We start from the raw sequence: 16081 nt of genomic DNA on the forward strand, positions 1-16081 counted from the left end.
GAAAGCTAAGCTACTTAAGCAGCATTAGCTAGCCGCTCTTTTTTATTGCATTTTTCTAGCCTCCTAGCCTAGCGTATGAAACCTAGGACGCTAGGCAAATAAAAAGAGGCAGGCTATGAAAGAATGGGCTAAAGAGTTCTACCACAGCAAGAACTGGAAAGATACAAGGCTGGCTTATCTAAAAGCGCAGCATTACTTATGCGAACGCTGCGGCGAGCCTGCTAAAGTAGTACATCACAAGCACTACTTGACAAAGAGAAATATTAACAACACAGACATAACGCTTAACTGGGACAACCTCGAGGCGTTATGTCAAGACTGCCACAACAAGGAACACCACGCGGCAGCAGATACACGCCGCTACAGATTCGACGCAGACGGCAACGTTATAGCGACAACGCCGTGAACATATCCCCCCCTATTCAAAATTTTTGAATAGTCCAGCGGAGACCGAGGGGTGGAGCTTAAAAAAACTCTACAGGGGCGCGCGTACGTGGTGTAGGGGGTGTGGTGTGCGAGAAGTGAGGCAAAGATATGGCAGGAAAGAAAGAGTACACGAAAGAAGAGAAAATTAAGAAAGAAAAAACCAGACTTAAAGGCATTTTTAAGAACCTCGACGAAAACAAAAAGAAACTTGTTACGCCGCTTATCGAAAAGGCTGCTTTTATGTCTGTCGAGCTCGATATATTGCAGGATAGCATACAAGAAAACGGCTGGACGTCGGAGTATCAGAACGGCGCGAACCAGTGGGGCGAAAAGCGCAGCGCAGAGGCAGACACCTATATAGCGCTAAGCAAGAACTATACGGCAGTTATAAAGCAATTAACCGAGCTTGTACCAGCAGCAGAGCGCAAGAAAAGCAAGCTAGCCCTGCTGCGCGAGGAATAGCCCCAGAGTGCCGTATAAAAATTACATTTACGAGTATTACGCAAAGATTACAAGCGGCGAAATTGTAGCGGGTAAATGGATATTAGCAATTTACAAAATACTTGTAGACGGACTGGAGAAACAAGAGTTTTTTTACAATGCAAAAAAGGCAAATAAGGCAATAAAGTTTATTGAAAATTTCTGCCACCACAGCAAAGGGCGCAGCGATTTGTTAAAGCTGGAATTATGGCAAAAAGCTATAGTATGCGCCATGTTTGGCATTGTAGACGACCAAAACATAAGAATTTTTCGCGAAATTTTTATAGTTATTGGACGAAAAAACGGCAAAAGTTTATTTGCAAGCGCCATTATTGCATATATGGCGTATCTCGAGCCAGAGTACGGGCAAGAGATCTATTGTTTAGCACCAAAGTTAGACCAAGCGGCGCTCGTTTACGACGCTTTTTACAAAATGGTAGAAGCAGAGGACGAGTTAAAAGAGCTTGCTAAAAAGAGGCGCAGCGATATTTACCTAGAAGAGACGAACACGACTATTAAGCCTATTGCATTTAACGCAAAGAAAAGCGACGGCTTTAACCCGCAGCTAGTTATATGCGACGAAATGGCAGCGTGGAGCGGCGACGGCGGCTTAAAACAATATGAGGTTATGAAGTCGGCACTGGGTGCAAGGCGGCAGCCTATGATACTTAGTATATCTACAGCAGGCTATATTAACGACAGTATCTACGACGAGTTAATGAAACGTGCTACCAGCTTTTTAAAGGGCAACAGTAAAGAGCGCAGGCTATTGCCATTTTTATACATCATAGACGACGTAGAGAAATGGAACGATATAACAGAACTAAAGAAAGCCAACCCAAATATGGGCGTAAGCGTACAAGAGGGCTTCTTTAAAGACGAGATAGCAGTAGCAGAGGGCAGCTTAAGCAAAAAAGCAGAGTTTCTTACGAAATACTGCAACATTAAGCAAAACAGTAGTGTAGCGTGGTTAGAATACACACTTGTAGACAAAGCAAGCGAAGAAAGCACGCTAGAGGACTTTAGAGACTGCTACGCCGTGGGCGGTATTGATCTAAGCCAGACAACAGACTTAACAGCCGCAAGTATCGTAGTCGAAAAAGACGGAATACTACACGCGTTCACACAATTCTTTATGCCACGTAACAGACTGGAAAGCCTGCAAGCAACGGACGGAGTACCATATGACGTATTTGTAAAAAAGGGCGTACTTAAGCTATCTGGCGACAACTACGTAGACTACAAGGACGTATTTAACTGGTATGTAGAGCTGCTTAACACATACGGCATACGAGTATTACAGATAGGCTACGACAGATACAGCGCCCAGTACTTAATAGACGACCTCAAGGCGTACGGATTCCACACCGACGACGTATACCAGGGCGAGAATCTAACGCCAGTTATACGAGAATTTGAGGGAATTATTAAAGACGGCAACTTTAAGATTGCAAGCAATAACTTGCTTAAGTCCCACTTCTTAAACGTGGCGCTTAAGCAGAATTTAGAAACAAGAAAATTTAGACCTATAAAAATAGAACAGCGCGCACATATAGACGGCTTTGTAAGCGTAATAGACGCTATGACAGTACGCCAGAAGTACAACGCGGAGCTGGGCGAGCTGCTTAAAAACGCAGCATAAGTAGAAAGGAGTGAGGAAAACGGGGCTTTTTGATTACCTTTTCAAAGGACGAAAAAACAAAGAAATAATAGGCGAATACTTTAAGCTGCTTAACGGCTATAGCCCTGTATTCTCTACCTACGACGGCGGCGTATATGAAATGGATTTAACCCGCACGGCAATTAATAGCTTTGCTACGCATTGTAGCAAACTAAAGCCAGAGGTAGAGGGCAGCGCGCTAAAAAACTTAGAGCGTACATTACAGTTTAAGCCCAACGCGTTTATGGACACAACAAAGTTTATAGCGAGAGTGGCAACTATATTAGAGTGTGAGCACACAGCCTTTATTATACCGATAGAGGACCAATACGGACAGCTTGCAGGCTGGTACCCACTACTGCCGCAGAATTGCGAAATAATAGAATATCAAAAGCAAGTTTTTTTGCGCTATACGTTTGGAAACGGGGAGCGTGCGGCTATTGAGTTTGAGCGCGTCGGAATATTGACGACACACCAATATAAAGACGACATTTTCGGCGAAGATAACAAGACAATGAAACCAACTATGCAGCTCATACATACGAGCAACGAGGGTATTATTAACGCCGTAAAGAACTCGGCAAATATACGTTTTCTGGCAAAAGTGGCAAATATGCTTAAGCCAGAGGATATTAAAAAAGAGCGCGACAGATTTACGCAGGACAATTTAAGCAGCGACAACAAAAGCGGAATGATCATATATGACAACAAGTTTAGCGACGTTAAGCCAGTAGAAAGTAAACCGTATACACCGAACGCGCTACAAATGCAGCAGATACAAGAAAATGTATGTACGCATTTTGGTACCAATATGGACATATTGCAAAACAAATTCAACGAGGACACTTGGAACGCTTACTATGAGGGGAAAATAGAACCATTCGCCATACAGTTATCGCTTGTAATGTCAAATATGACCTTTACGCCGCGAGAACTTGCACGCGGCAACGCCATTACATTTAGCGCAAACAGACTACAGTATGCCAGCAATAACACAAAGCTACAGGTAAGTACGCAGCTATTCGATAGAGGCTTACTTAATCGTAATGGGGTTATGGATATATGGAATATGGCGCACGTTGAGGACGGCGACAAATATTACATACGAAAAGAATATACAGAGGTTAGCGAGCTGGATAAACACAACAAAGAGCCGCAGCCAGTAATTATAACGCAGCAGCCGCAGCAAACAGAACCGACAGCAGGACAAGAACCAGAGCCACAGCAGACAGGCGAGAAAGGAGAAGAGTAGGTATATGCCAGTAGTAAAAGAAAGAGAGTACAGAAATGTAGCGGCGCCTTTATCGGCAGCAGCCGCCGTAAAACAGTTTAACAGCGATTATTACGTAGAGGGCTACGCTACAACATTCGATACGCCGTACGTGCTCTATGAGTTCGAGGACGGCGACAAATACTACGAAAAAATAGACAGGCACGCACTAGACGGCGCGGACTTAAGCGACGTTATTATGCAGTACGACCATACGGGCAGGGTGTACGCCCGCAACAGCAACAACACGCTTAAATTAACAGCAGATACAAAAGGGCTTCTTATTGCAGCCGACCTTAGTAAAACAGAATTAGCAAGGGGACTGTATGAAGATATTAGCGCGGGAATGATTACAAAAATGTCTTGGGCGTTCACAGTCGCAGAGGATAGCTACGACAGAGCGACGCATACCCGCACTATTTTAAAAATCAAAAAGGTGTACGACGTTAGCGCGGTAAGCACACCAGCAAACGACGGCACCAGTATAGCAGCACGCAGCTACGCAAGCGGGAGACGCGAAGCAGAGCAGCGGGAGACGTTAGAAAAGCGAGCAGCTATGTTAAGGATTTTAACAACAATTTAAAGCAAAGAAAGGAACAAAACAATGAGATTAAAAGAGATCGAATTAAGACTTGCGGCTATTAAGAAAGACGTAGAGGAAAGAGGCGCACAGCTTACAGCCGAAGAGCTGGCAAAGTACGAGAAAGAAGTAAAAGACTTACAGGAAGAGAGAACGGCAATTATCCAGCAGCAGGAGCAGCGCACAAGTTTACTTGCAGCTATCGCAGCAGGAGAAGTAACGGACGCAAACGGAAACCCAACAGCGCCTACAGTGCTTAGAAGTATCAAGCCAGCAGACGGCAGTGGAGCAGAGCAGCGTACAGCAGTAAACAAGTACGAAACAATGGAGTACCGCAAAGCGTTTATGGAGTACGTCACAAGGGGCGTAACAATTCCTAAAGAGTACAGACAGGACGCAGTAAGCCAGACAACAGACGTAGGCGCAGTTATTCCAACAAACGTATTAAACCAGATCATTACAAAGCTCGAAAGCGTGGGTAACATTCTGGCAAAGGTAACGCGTACAGCATACAAGGGCGGCGTAACTATTCCTAAGTCAACAGTTAAGCCAGTTGCAACTTGGACAACACAGGGAAAGGGTAGCGACAAGCAGAAACAGGACACAAGCGGTACTGTAACATTTGCATATCACAAGTTACGCTGCACTGTAGCTGTATCGCTCGAAGTAGATACAATGGCTATTACAGCATTTGAGAACCTGTTAATTAACAACATTGTTGAGGCTATGACAAAAGCACTCGAGCAGGCAATTATTAGCGGTACTGGCGTAGGACAGCCAAAAGGAATTACAGCAGAAACAGCCGACGCAGGGCAGACAGTAGAAACAGCAAAGCCAGCGTATGCAGATCTTATTGCAGCAGAGGGTAACTTACCGGTAGCATACGAAAAGGGCGCCGAGTGGTGCATGTCTAAAAAAACATATATGAACTATTACGGCTTAACTGACAGTAACGGGCAGCCTATCGGACGTATTAACTATGGGCTTGCAGGAAAGCCAGAGTATACACTCTTAGGCAGACCAGTAAACGTATGCGACTACTTACCAAGCTTTGCCAACGCAGAGAACAACTCTATTGTAGGCTTTTTGTTTAATTTCAAAGACTATGTGCTTAATACTAATTACGCTATGGGCGTTAAGAAGTATGAGGACAACGACACCGACGATATGGTAACAAAGGGCATTATGTTAGCAGACGGCAAGGTAGTAGATACAGGCAGCTACGTACCACTTAAGAAAGTACAGGCAGTCTAGCAATTTATAGGCAGGCGGCGTAAAGCTGCCTGCTAAAGAAAGGCGAAACAATGAAAGGGCATTTAGATAAAAAGCAGCTCGAGGAAGAGTACAAGGTAGACGACCTTAGAGAGCTTGCTAAAAGTCTGGGATTAAGCCCAGACGGGAGAAAGACAGAGCTTGTAGAACGTATCGCGGCAGCAGAGGTAGACGTATCGGACGACGACGAGCAGCAGGCAGCAGACGCTAATGTGTCCGAAACGGACACAACAGTAGAGGTTATAGTAACACAGACATACAAAGACTTGCAGCGCGATATTACACAGCACGCGGGCGACACGTTCGAGGTAACAAAAGAGCGCGCAGCGCAGCTTATAGAGGCTGGCGTAGCAAAAGCAGCAGAGTAGGGGGCAGCCATGAGGACAGCACTAATAAAAGCAATTAAAGACAGTATGCGTATGTCTACCGCCTCGGCTATTATCGAGGACGATATAAGCGGTTGTATAGAGGCTTGCTTTAAAGACTTGCAGCTTGCAGGCGTGGAAAAGATAGACGAAACCGACGCGCTTATTATTAGAGCTGCACAGCTTTTTACAAAAGCAGACTTTAACTATAACAACCTTGCAGACAAATACAGACAGAGCTACGACGCTCTTAAGATGTCTTTAGCGCTATCTGGCGAGTATAACGAGAAAGAAAGCGAGGGTAAATAATGTATGGAGAAATAACATTAAAAACGCAGCTAAACGCAACGGAAACAGAGAGTGTAACTATATGCTGCGAGGTAGACAGCATAACCCAGAGCGAATACGCAACAGCAGGCGTTAAGGACATTAAGCCAAGCTATAAATTTACTGTATGGGCGCACGAATACAACGACCAGACAGAGTTAGAGTACAACGGGCAGCGATTAACTATTTATAGGACTTATAAAAAGCCAAACGAGGAAAAGTTAGAACTGTACGCAGAAAAGAGGGCGGGCAAGCGTTGAGCAACGAGAACATAAACACAGCAGGCGCAGCTATAGCCGAAGCGTTGGCAGAATATGACCAAGAAATAGCAGACGCAACAAAGCGAATAACCGACGAAGTAGCAAAAGAGGCTGTAGACGATCTTAAGAAGAGCAGCCCGAAACTTACAGGCAGCTACCGCAAGGGCTGGCGTAAAAAACAATCATATGCAGACAAGAGAACAAAGCGGAATACTGTATATAACGAGACAGACTACCAGCTAACCCACTTGCTGGAATATGGACACGCCAGCAGGAACGGCGGCAGAGTTAGAGCTATACAACATATAGCGCCTGTAGAGCAGGCGGCTATAGAGGCACTACAGGAAAGGATAGAGGCAGCAGCGAGCAAATGAGATTAGAGACAATTATAGAACGCACCCGCGCGCTGGGGCTACCCTTGGCAAAGGACGAGTTCAGAGAGACAAAAGAGACACCACTACCCGAGCTGCCGTATCTGGTATACATAACACCGCAGGACAACGTAAGCAAAAGCGACGACGGCACAGTAGGAGTTAGGGCGATACAGGCGGCTATAGAGCTTTACACAGACAAAATAGCCGACAGCAGCTTAGAAAAAGATATAGAGCAAAAAGTATTATACGACGTAGGCTTTAACAAATTTCAAGAGACAATACAAAGCGAAGATATGGTGCAGACGGCATACGAATTTACCATATACGAAAAAATAAGAAAGAGAGGACAGTAACAATATGGATAGCGAGAGAATCACACTCGGCAGCGGTAAACTTTACTGCATTAAATTTACGGGAGAAATCCCAGACGACGCAACCATAGAAACAGAGGACAACCAGCTTGCACACATTAAAGGCGGCGCGTCACTCGAGTATACAGCAGAGAGCTACACAGCTAAAGACGACTTAGGCGTAGTACAGAAAACTAAAGTAACAAAAGAAGAGGCGACACTTAAGGCGGGGTTACTTACTTGGTGTGCCACAACATTAGAAAAGTTATGCGCAACAGCAAGAGTTACAACGTCAGCAAAAAAGCGTACTGTAAAAATTGGCGGCTTAAAGAACCAGAAAAGCGACAAGTATCTAATTAGATTTTTGCATGAGGACGACGAGGACGGCGATATTAGAGTAACAATCGTCGGAAAGAATGAGGCGGGCTTTAGCTTTACGTTTGCAACAGACGCAGAGACAACACTAGAGCCGACATTTACGGCTTATCCAATGGACAAAGAGGGCACACTTATAATTTTCGACGAGGAAATAGTACAGAACGTATAAGAGATTAAAGCGGCTGCGCAAAAGCAGCCGCGATAGAAAAGAGGTTAGAATATGGCAAATAAAAGTTTTGATTTTGGAAAATTAAAGCGCAGCTTTTATCCTACTAAGTTAAAGGACGGCAAAACTTTAGTGGTTGAAATGCCAAAAAAGCGCACTTTTGAAAAAATGCAGATTATAAACGACATTGACACAGACGAGGCTAAGAGCGGCGAGGTATACGACGAAATGCTAGAGCTTTTAGCAGAAATCTTAAGCAATAACAGAGGCAAAGAGGTTATTACAGCGGAGTACTTAGAGCAGGAAGAGTACGATATAGAGGAGATCATAACGTACATTAACGACTATGCAGACTTTGTAAACAGTATTAAGAATAACCCAAACTAAAGCTGCCGCACTACCCGAACGGGCAGACAGAGGCGGCAGAGTATACGTACACCGCAGACACACGAGCAGAAAAGCTAGTTATAGACTACTTAAATATAAGCATATTTGACGTGCAGGAAATGCCGATAGACCTATACTTATACTTTATGCGAGAAAGCTATATATATACGCTTAGCCAGACGGAAAAGGGCAGAAAGTATTTAGAGGACTGCTACAGAATGACGCAGACCAAGCCAGACCGCAAAAAGATACGAGAAAAGATTAAGAACCAGAAAGGAGCGTAATAAGTGGCAGGCAGTATTAAAGGTATTACAATCGAAATAGGCGGCGATACTACTAAGCTATCTAAGGCGCTCTCTGGCGTTAATAGCTCGTGCAGCTCTTTGCAGAAAGAGTTACGCGAAGTAGACAAGCTGCTTAAGCTCGACCCGACAAACACGGAACTATTAGCCCAGAAACAGAAGATATTAAAAGAGGCTATAGGAAGTACAAAAGAGAAGTTAGAAACCTTAAAAGAGGCAGAAAAACAGGTACAAGAACAATTTGAAAATGGCGAAGTATCAGAGGAACAGTACAGAGCACTACAAAGAGAGATAGCCTCTACAGAAATCAAACTCGGCGACTTGGAAAAACAGGCAGAGGAAAGTAATAAAGAGTTTGAAAACACAGGAAAGGCAGCCGAAGAGACAGCAAAGAGCGTAAGCAAAATTGACACGGCAGCGAAAGCGTTCGATACAGTAGAGGATAAAGCGGGCAAAGCAGCTAAAGCTATGGCGCCTTTATCGGCAACAGCGGCAGCGGTAGGCACAGGAGCCGTAGCTGCTGCTATGAACTTAGACGACGGCTACGACATAATTATAACCAAAACAGGCGCTACGGGCGAGGCGTTAGACGACCTCAACAAGCGTATGAACAACATTTTTAAGGATATACCGACAGACGCAGAGACGGCAGGCACAGCAATAGGAGAGGTTAATACACGTTTCCAGCTTACAGGCGACGAGTTAGAGAGCTTATCAAAGCAGTTTATCGAATTTGCGGAAATAAACGGGACAGACTTAAATAGCAGCATTGACAATGTAGATACAATCTTAAATAAATTCAATGTAGACGCAGGACAGGCGGGCAACGTATTAGGACTGCTAACAAAAGTAGGACAAGATACGGGGCTATCTATGGACACATTAGAGAGCTCGTTAATGCAGAATGGCAGCACCTTAAAAGAAATGGGGCTAGGCATTACAGAAAGCGTAAACTTGCTTGCTATGTTTGAAAATAACGGCGTAGACGCTACTACAGCTATGGCAGGCTTAAAGAAAGCTGTAAAGAATTATACAGCAGAGGGCTTAAGCACAGACCAAGCACTACAAAAGACAATAGACAGCATTAAAAACGCAAGCACAGAGACGGAGGCGTTAAGTATCGCACAAGAGACTTTTGGCTCTAAGGGCTTTGCAGAAATGGCACAGGCTATAAGAGAGGGCAAGCTAAGCGTAGACGACTTAGGCGGCTCACTCGAGGACTACAGCACTACAGTACAAGATACATACGAGAGCACATTAGACCCGTGGGACAACGCTAAAGTAATGCTTAACAACTTAAAACTTGCAGGCAGCGACTTAGCGGGTACTGCGTTATCGGCATTACAGCCAGCGATAGAAAAAGTAACAAGCACAGTACAGAGCGCTACAGAATGGTTTAGAGGGCTAAGCGACAATCAAAAAGAAATGATAGCGACAATAGTAATGATAGTTGCAGCAATAGCCCCCGCGCTGCTAATTATAAGAAAAGTAGCGGGCGTTATATCAACTATGATAAACGTAATTAAGACGCTACAGACTGCAATAACAGCAGTAAATGCCGTGCTTGCAGCAAACCCCATTATATTAGTCATAGCGGCAATAGCGGCGCTAATAGCAATATTTATAACGCTATATAATAAATGCGAATGGTTTAGAGACGCAGTAAACGAAATTTTTGAGAATGTAAAAGAGTTTATAGGTGGAGCTATTGAGGTAATAAAGGGCGTTATAGGCACTATCTGGGATAAGATACAAGAGATATGGAGCTTTATAGAGCCATACCTACAGGCTGCCTTTGCTTTTTTGCAACAGCTAGGCGCAGATATAGCCCAGATATTTAGCGACTGCTGGGAGATTATTAAAGTAGTCTGGGACTTAGTAGAGCCGTACTTTTCTATGTTATGGGAAAATATAAAAGTTATATTCTCGGTAGTTGGCGAAGTACTGGGCGGCTTTTTCTCGGTAGCATGGGAATATATTAAGGGCGTATGGGACGTAGCAGTACTTTACTTTACGCTTATCTGGGAAAACATAAAAGTAGTGTTCTCGGCTGTCGGTGAAGTACTGGGCTCATTCTTTCGTAACGCGTGGGAGATTATTAAAGCAGTCTGGGACGTTGTAGCGGCTTACTTTGCTGCGGTATGGAACGCTATAAAAACAGTATTTAGCGTAGTAAAAGACGTACTTACAGGGGATTTTAAAGGCGCGTGGGACGGGATTGAAAGCATATTTGCGGGTTTTGCAAACTTCTTTAGTACATTATGGGATAGCGTAAAGCGTATCTTTTCGGCTGTCGGCTCATTTTTTAGAGACACATTCGGGGCAGCTTGGGACGCAGTAAAGGGCGTATTCTCTAATTTTGGCTCTTTTTTTAGCGGCTTGTGGGACACTATAAGAAATACGTTTTCGGATTTAGGCGCAAGCATAGCAGACGCAATAGGCGGCGCGGTAAAAGCAGGAATTAACGGCGTAATTAGCATTATAGAAAACACCATAAACGGAGCTATAGGACTTATAAACGGAGCTATTAACCTTATAAACAAAATACCAGGGGTAAGCATTGGCAAAATGAGTGATTTAAGCCTGCCGAGGCTTGCACACGGCGGTATTATCGGAAACGGCGGCGCTATGGTAGCAGAAGCGGGACCAGAGCTCGTACAAATGGTAAACGGCAAAGCTGTAGTAACACCGCTTACAAATACGGCGAGAAACACAGCTATAGACACCGCAAAAGGCGGCAGGGCGCAGCAAATTACAAATGAGATTAACGTAAATATAGAACACTTTGAAAACAACAGAGATGCAGACATAAGAGAACTTACAGAGGAAATGTTAGAGACTGCGGAAGAAATGAAAGAGAGGGACGACAGAGTATATGCTTAGTAATTATTGCAATGCAGCTAATAGCTTTACATATAACGGCGTTAATTCTCTCGATATGGGGCTTTTTATTATGAAACAGAGCGGCGCAGATAACGCCGCCAAGCCCGTAATAGAGACTATAAACGTACCAGCGCGCGGTAATTTTATAATAGACAATCGCATAGACGAGCTGGACAATCAACAATTTAACGACTATGCACGTAAATATGTATGCTGCGTAGACGCAGACGCCTTTAAGCTGGACTTAGAAGAACACGCCCGCAGGCTTTACGCTTGGCTTTATGGCAGCGGTATAGAGTATAAAAAGCTATATGATACTTACGATAGAGACTATTACACGCTTGCATATGTAAGCAGCGGCGCGAGCGTGTCAGAGCTTGCTAAGCGCCTACTGGGACAAATAGAGATACAGTTTACGTGCAAGGCATATAAAAGAGCACTAAAGGGAGACGAAACAATAACGATAACAAAAGCAGCCACGATCACAAACCCAGAGGGCTTTACAGCAACGCCATATATGAAAATATATGGTAGCGGTAACGTAACACTCTATATAAACAATCGCGCGCATGGCTTTAAAAATATAGACGGATATATAGAGGTAGACAGCGAAAATATGAACGCGTACAAGGGCGATACATTGCAGAATAATAAAATGCTTGTGGGGGCGTTTCCTAAGCTGGCAGCAGGAGACAATAACATAAGCTGGGCGGGTAATGTAACAAAAATCGAAATAGTACCGCGCTGGTGCAAATTATGATACCGATATTATACGCTGCCAGCGAGACGGACTTTACAACAAACGGCATAGGCTTACTTACAGACGCGGCAAGCTGCACAGTAACAGAAGAGAGAAACGGAGCATATGAGGCGACGCTTGTATACCCAGTAGGAGGACACTTAGCGGAATATATAGCAGAGGACGCTATCATTAAAGCAAAAGCAAACGACACAGACGAGCCACAGCTTTTTAGAATATACAAAAGCGGTAAACAGATAGGAAGTAATACAACGTGGAATGCAGAGCACATAAGCTACGAACTCACGGGAAACCCTGTAGAGCGTTTTAGTGTAAGCGGGGTAAACGCAGAGCAGGCGCTTAACAGACTGCTAGCAGCAGCAGTATTTAAACACAAATATACGGGCACAAGCGACATTACAACAGTAAAAAGCACGAGCATAGCGGACGTGGTAAGCGTGCGTAAGGCACTCGGCGGTGTAAAGGGCAGCATATTAGATACGTGGGGCGGCGAATATCACTTTAATAACTACAGAATAGAGCTATTAAAAGCAAGAGGCGCAGACAACGGCGTAACAATCGAATACGGCAAGAACTTAACCGACGCAAAGCAAGAGCGCAACATAGCAAATATAGTAACGGCTATATTCCCATATGCAAAGTACACGCCAGAGGGCGAAGAAAACGAGGTATACATAAGCCTAAAAGAAAAGACGCTAGTACACGCAGGCGCAGCAGATTACGCATATAAGCGTTGCGAGATAGTGGACTTTAGCAGCGAGTGGGAAAGCGGCACGATTATAACCGAGGATATGTTAAGAGCGAAAGCAGAGGCATACTTAGAAAAAATAAGCACCGAGCCAGATATTAATATTACACTATCGTACGCGCAGCTTAAAAAGACTAAGGACTATAAAAATATACAGGTTATGGAAAATGTCGCGCTATGCGATACAGTAACAGTACGCATAGACAAGCTACAAATAGAAGCGACAGCGAAAATAGTAAAAGTGAAGTATGACAGCTTAAAAGAGCACTACGACACTATGGAAATAGGCAGCGTACGTACAAACTTAACTAAGCAGCTTACAGCGACGCAGCAAGAGGTAACAGAGAGCATAAAAAAGAACCAGACGCGAGCCGAGCAGATTAAAAAGCAGATAGAGCAGACAATAGCAGACACTACAGCAGCTATCACAGGAAACAGTGGCGGCTATGTAGTGCTCTACCCAGAAAAAAACCCGCAGGAGATCTACATACTAGACCAGCCAGAGCTTAGCAAAGCTAAAAACGTCTGGCGCTGGAACCTTGCAGGGCTGGGGCACAGCAGCACAGGAGTAAATGGCAAATTTACCACAGCAATAACGGCAGACGGTCAAATCGTAGCAGACTTTATTACAGCGGGCGAGCTCACGGGCGCAATACTTAAAGCGGGCACAGTATACGCAGAGGCGCTAGACGTGGAATACAGGAACGCAGTAACAAAGTACGCAGACGACGCCGCAAATAAGGCATACGAGGACAGCTTAAGTAAGATACAAACGACAGCCGAAGAGATTACGCTATTATGTAAGAAAATAAGCGAGACGGCTATGCACAATTATGCAACAGACTTTACGGACGATTTAAGCACACCTTGGTATGCAAGCTCGGCAAACAATGTAGTAGAAAGCAGCACAACGCTTGGAAGATACGCGAAAATAGTAAAAGCAAGCGCAAATTATAACAGTTACATACGCTGCAACACAAAGAAAACGCCCGCAGGCACTTACAGAGTACGTTATAAAGCGGCGACCATAGCAGGGCAGGAAAACACAGCACGCGTACAATGTAGTTTTAAGACAACAGCGACAACGGCAGCAGGGGCGCTTAAATCGGACGAGTGGACAACATTTGAACGCGATATAGAGCTAAGCAGCGACTATGACGGCTATATATACTTTTACGCGACAGTATTGGGTACAACAGTATTAATTAAAGACGTGGAAGTACTGGGGCTGCTACGAGATTACGCAGAGGCGCAGCTTACAGTAAACGCAGACAACATTACGGCAGAGGTTAAAAGGGCACAGGACGCAGAAAAAGAGTTAAAAGCGTCCATAAAGGTAAACACAGACAATATTACGAGCTGCGTAACAAAAGATAACGTAGGCAGCTACATAACGCAGTACTACAACAACGTAATAGTGGCGTTTAACAACAGTAGTAAATATGTGCAGCTTAAAGCAGGCGAAATAAATATTTACAACGGCAAAGTGGACGCGGAGCACTTGCGCAGCCAATTTGATGAAGTTGGTAACAGATTTTGGAGAGATAACTATTACGTCGGCTGCATAGGTACGAACCAGTGGAGCGGTAACAATGCACACAAGGGCTTAGTGTTTGATTTGGAATATCAAGGTAAGTATATGGCGTGGGCTAGACAAGCAGAGGCACAAAGCGGCAGCTATACTACTGTATTATGCTATTCAAGGGCAAACAGCATATACACAGACGAGGGCTTACACTTAGGAGCTAAGTTGTACGCGCACGGGTTCGAGATAAACGGCGCAAATCACAAAAATAGTAGCGCAAACGGCTATACAGTAGCAGACAACAAAAGAGTAAGCATAGTAACGGAAATACACAACAACGGCGACGGTACTATAGGCTGGACAACTTCGAGTATAACAGTGCGAGACGGATCAATAACAGGGGTGCCAGACAGCAGCACCGAAATTTAGAAAGAGAGGCGTAATATGGCAACAGCAAAAGAAGAGAGCAGGCGAAACAGACTAATCATACCAACGGGCGACGAACCTAAGACAGAAAAACAACCAACAAGCACAACAGAGAGCATACAACTACTAACAGCAGAGGCACTAGCAACTATGCAGGCGGCTATAAAGGGGTAAAAGTAAATGCAACAGGAAGAAAAGCAGGAAACAAAAGAAACGCTACAGGAAGAGCAGCAGGCAGAGCCAAAAGCGCCGACAATTAGCGCAGAGCTGCTAACAGCCGCCCGCGGAGATATGACGCTTGCAATACTGGAAGTACAGAGAGCCTACGGGCTGCCAGCGTACATTACAGACGTAATAGTAAGCGCCTGTCTTTCAGACATAAGGGACTGCGCAAACAAGGAGCTTATAAGCAAATAAGCGAAAGGAGTAATTAACAATGGTTATTATGAACGTACAGAGCATAAAAGTACCAATAGACGGCGCGCCGCCGTTTGAGTACATTATAGCCAAGCAGGGCGAAATATCCAGCCGACAAGTAGAGGTAACGTTACTACAGAATAACGCCGTATACACAATACCGAGCGGAGCAACAGCGCGAGTTAATTATTATAAGCCAGACGGCAATAAAGTAATTAACGACTGCACAATAAGCGACAATAAAGTAATAGTAACATACACGCAGCAAATGTTAGCCGCCGCTGGTACCGGCTTTGCAGAGGTGCAGCTATACAAAGACGGCAGCGTATTAATAAGTGCGAGCTTTTACACTAAGATTACAGAGAGCGTAAACGGCGCAGGAACTATTACAAGCGACAGCGAAAGCACGAGTTTTACTAAGTTGCTCGTAGAGACCACGCAGGCAAGAGACGGCGCGCAGAGCGCGAAAAGCGCAGCAGAAAAAGCAACGGCAGCAGCGAATAGCGCAGCAACGGCAGCGAACAACGCAGCCGTAACAGCAAACGGGGCAGCAGGGAACGCGAACACGGCAACAACTAACGCGAACAACGCAGCCAACACAGCTACAGCAGCAGCAAAGACAGCACAGGACGCAGCGAAAGCAGTCTACACAGACAGAAATTACAATTTACTTGTAGACGACGACGGCGCAGTAACATTTATGTATAACAACGAGCAGTAAGAAA

The 16081-nt window shown here is 44.6% G+C and carries 20 protein-coding genes; all 20 read left to right on the forward strand.

The window, feature by feature from the left end:
- Positions 1-115 precede the first annotated feature (115 nt).
- Positions 116-406 carry an HNH endonuclease gene (locus tag GKE48_RS09985; protein ID WP_154301003.1) on the forward strand — a complete coding sequence of 97 codons (291 nt, stop codon included), beginning with the start codon at positions 116-118 and terminating at the stop codon, positions 404-406.
- A gap of 128 nt (positions 407-534) precedes the next feature.
- Positions 535-888, forward strand: coding sequence for a hypothetical protein (locus GKE48_RS09990; RefSeq protein ID WP_154301004.1), 354 nt, complete (start codon positions 535-537; stop codon positions 886-888).
- Positions 889-895: 7 nt separating this feature from the next.
- On the forward strand, positions 896-2548 hold the full coding sequence (locus tag GKE48_RS09995; protein ID WP_330583120.1) for a terminase large subunit: 1653 nt from the start codon (positions 896-898) through the stop codon (positions 2546-2548).
- 10 nt (positions 2549-2558) lie between these two features.
- Positions 2559-3818 (forward strand): phage portal protein, encoded by a 1260-nt coding sequence (locus tag GKE48_RS10000; RefSeq protein ID WP_330583121.1) that lies wholly within the window; start codon positions 2559-2561, stop codon positions 3816-3818.
- A 4-nt stretch (positions 3819-3822) separates the two neighbouring features.
- Entirely contained in the window at positions 3823-4419 is a 597-nt protein-coding gene (locus GKE48_RS10005; protein ID WP_154301005.1) for an HK97 family phage prohead protease, read from the forward strand.
- A 21-nt stretch (positions 4420-4440) separates the two neighbouring features.
- Complete coding sequence (locus GKE48_RS10010; protein WP_154301006.1) at positions 4441-5670, forward strand: phage major capsid protein; 1230 nt, start codon at positions 4441-4443, stop codon at positions 5668-5670.
- 50 nt (positions 5671-5720) lie between these two features.
- Positions 5721-6056 (forward strand): SAP domain-containing protein, encoded by a 336-nt coding sequence (locus tag GKE48_RS10015; RefSeq protein WP_154301007.1) that lies wholly within the window; start codon positions 5721-5723, stop codon positions 6054-6056.
- A 9-nt stretch (positions 6057-6065) separates the two neighbouring features.
- Complete coding sequence (locus tag GKE48_RS10020) at positions 6066-6362, forward strand: phage head-tail connector protein (RefSeq protein WP_154301008.1); 297 nt, start codon at positions 6066-6068, stop codon at positions 6360-6362.
- Entirely contained in the window at positions 6362-6640 is a 279-nt protein-coding gene (locus tag GKE48_RS10025) for a hypothetical protein (RefSeq protein ID WP_154301009.1), read from the forward strand. The genes GKE48_RS10020 and GKE48_RS10025 overlap by 1 nt, the downstream gene beginning before the upstream one ends.
- Positions 6637-7014, forward strand: coding sequence for an HK97 gp10 family phage protein (locus GKE48_RS10030; RefSeq protein ID WP_154301010.1), 378 nt, complete (start codon positions 6637-6639; stop codon positions 7012-7014). The genes GKE48_RS10025 and GKE48_RS10030 overlap by 4 nt, the downstream gene beginning before the upstream one ends.
- Complete coding sequence (locus tag GKE48_RS10035; RefSeq protein WP_154301011.1) at positions 7011-7367, forward strand: hypothetical protein; 357 nt, start codon at positions 7011-7013, stop codon at positions 7365-7367. Before GKE48_RS10030 ends, GKE48_RS10035 begins: the two co-directional genes overlap by 4 nt.
- Before the next feature lie 4 nt (positions 7368-7371).
- Positions 7372-7911, forward strand: coding sequence for a hypothetical protein (locus GKE48_RS10040; RefSeq protein WP_154301012.1), 540 nt, complete (start codon positions 7372-7374; stop codon positions 7909-7911).
- A gap of 51 nt (positions 7912-7962) precedes the next feature.
- Positions 7963-8295, forward strand: coding sequence for a hypothetical protein (locus tag GKE48_RS10045; protein ID WP_154301013.1), 333 nt, complete (start codon positions 7963-7965; stop codon positions 8293-8295).
- 146 nt (positions 8296-8441) lie between these two features.
- On the forward strand, positions 8442-8579 hold the full coding sequence (locus GKE48_RS14855; protein WP_243138493.1) for a hypothetical protein: 138 nt from the start codon (positions 8442-8444) through the stop codon (positions 8577-8579).
- Positions 8580-8582: 3 nt separating this feature from the next.
- Positions 8583-11480: a phage tail tape measure protein gene (locus GKE48_RS10050; RefSeq protein WP_154301014.1), complete on the forward strand. Its 2898-nt coding sequence runs from the start codon at positions 8583-8585 to the stop codon at positions 11478-11480.
- A gap of 70 nt (positions 11481-11550) precedes the next feature.
- Positions 11551-12240 carry a hypothetical protein gene (locus tag GKE48_RS10055; protein WP_154301015.1) on the forward strand — a complete coding sequence of 230 codons (690 nt, stop codon included), beginning with the start codon at positions 11551-11553 and terminating at the stop codon, positions 12238-12240.
- Entirely contained in the window at positions 12237-14942 is a 2706-nt protein-coding gene (locus GKE48_RS10060; RefSeq protein WP_154301016.1) for a phage tail spike protein, read from the forward strand. The genes GKE48_RS10055 and GKE48_RS10060 overlap by 4 nt, the downstream gene beginning before the upstream one ends.
- 15 nt (positions 14943-14957) lie before the next feature.
- The gene (locus GKE48_RS10065; RefSeq protein WP_154301017.1) at positions 14958-15113 is read left to right on the forward strand and encodes a hypothetical protein; all 156 of its coding nucleotides are present in this window, start codon (positions 14958-14960) and stop codon (positions 15111-15113) included.
- Between the two features lie 6 nt (positions 15114-15119).
- Positions 15120-15356 carry a hypothetical protein gene (locus GKE48_RS10070; protein WP_154301018.1) on the forward strand — a complete coding sequence of 79 codons (237 nt, stop codon included), beginning with the start codon at positions 15120-15122 and terminating at the stop codon, positions 15354-15356.
- Between the two features lie 28 nt (positions 15357-15384).
- Positions 15385-16077 carry a BppU family phage baseplate upper protein gene (locus GKE48_RS14585; RefSeq protein ID WP_243138497.1) on the forward strand — a complete coding sequence of 231 codons (693 nt, stop codon included), beginning with the start codon at positions 15385-15387 and terminating at the stop codon, positions 16075-16077.
- Positions 16078-16081: the final 4 nt, after the last annotated feature.

This window comes from Lachnospira eligens (assembly GCF_009680455.1).
Taxonomy (GTDB): domain Bacteria; phylum Bacillota; class Clostridia; order Lachnospirales; family Lachnospiraceae; genus Lachnospira; species Lachnospira eligens_A.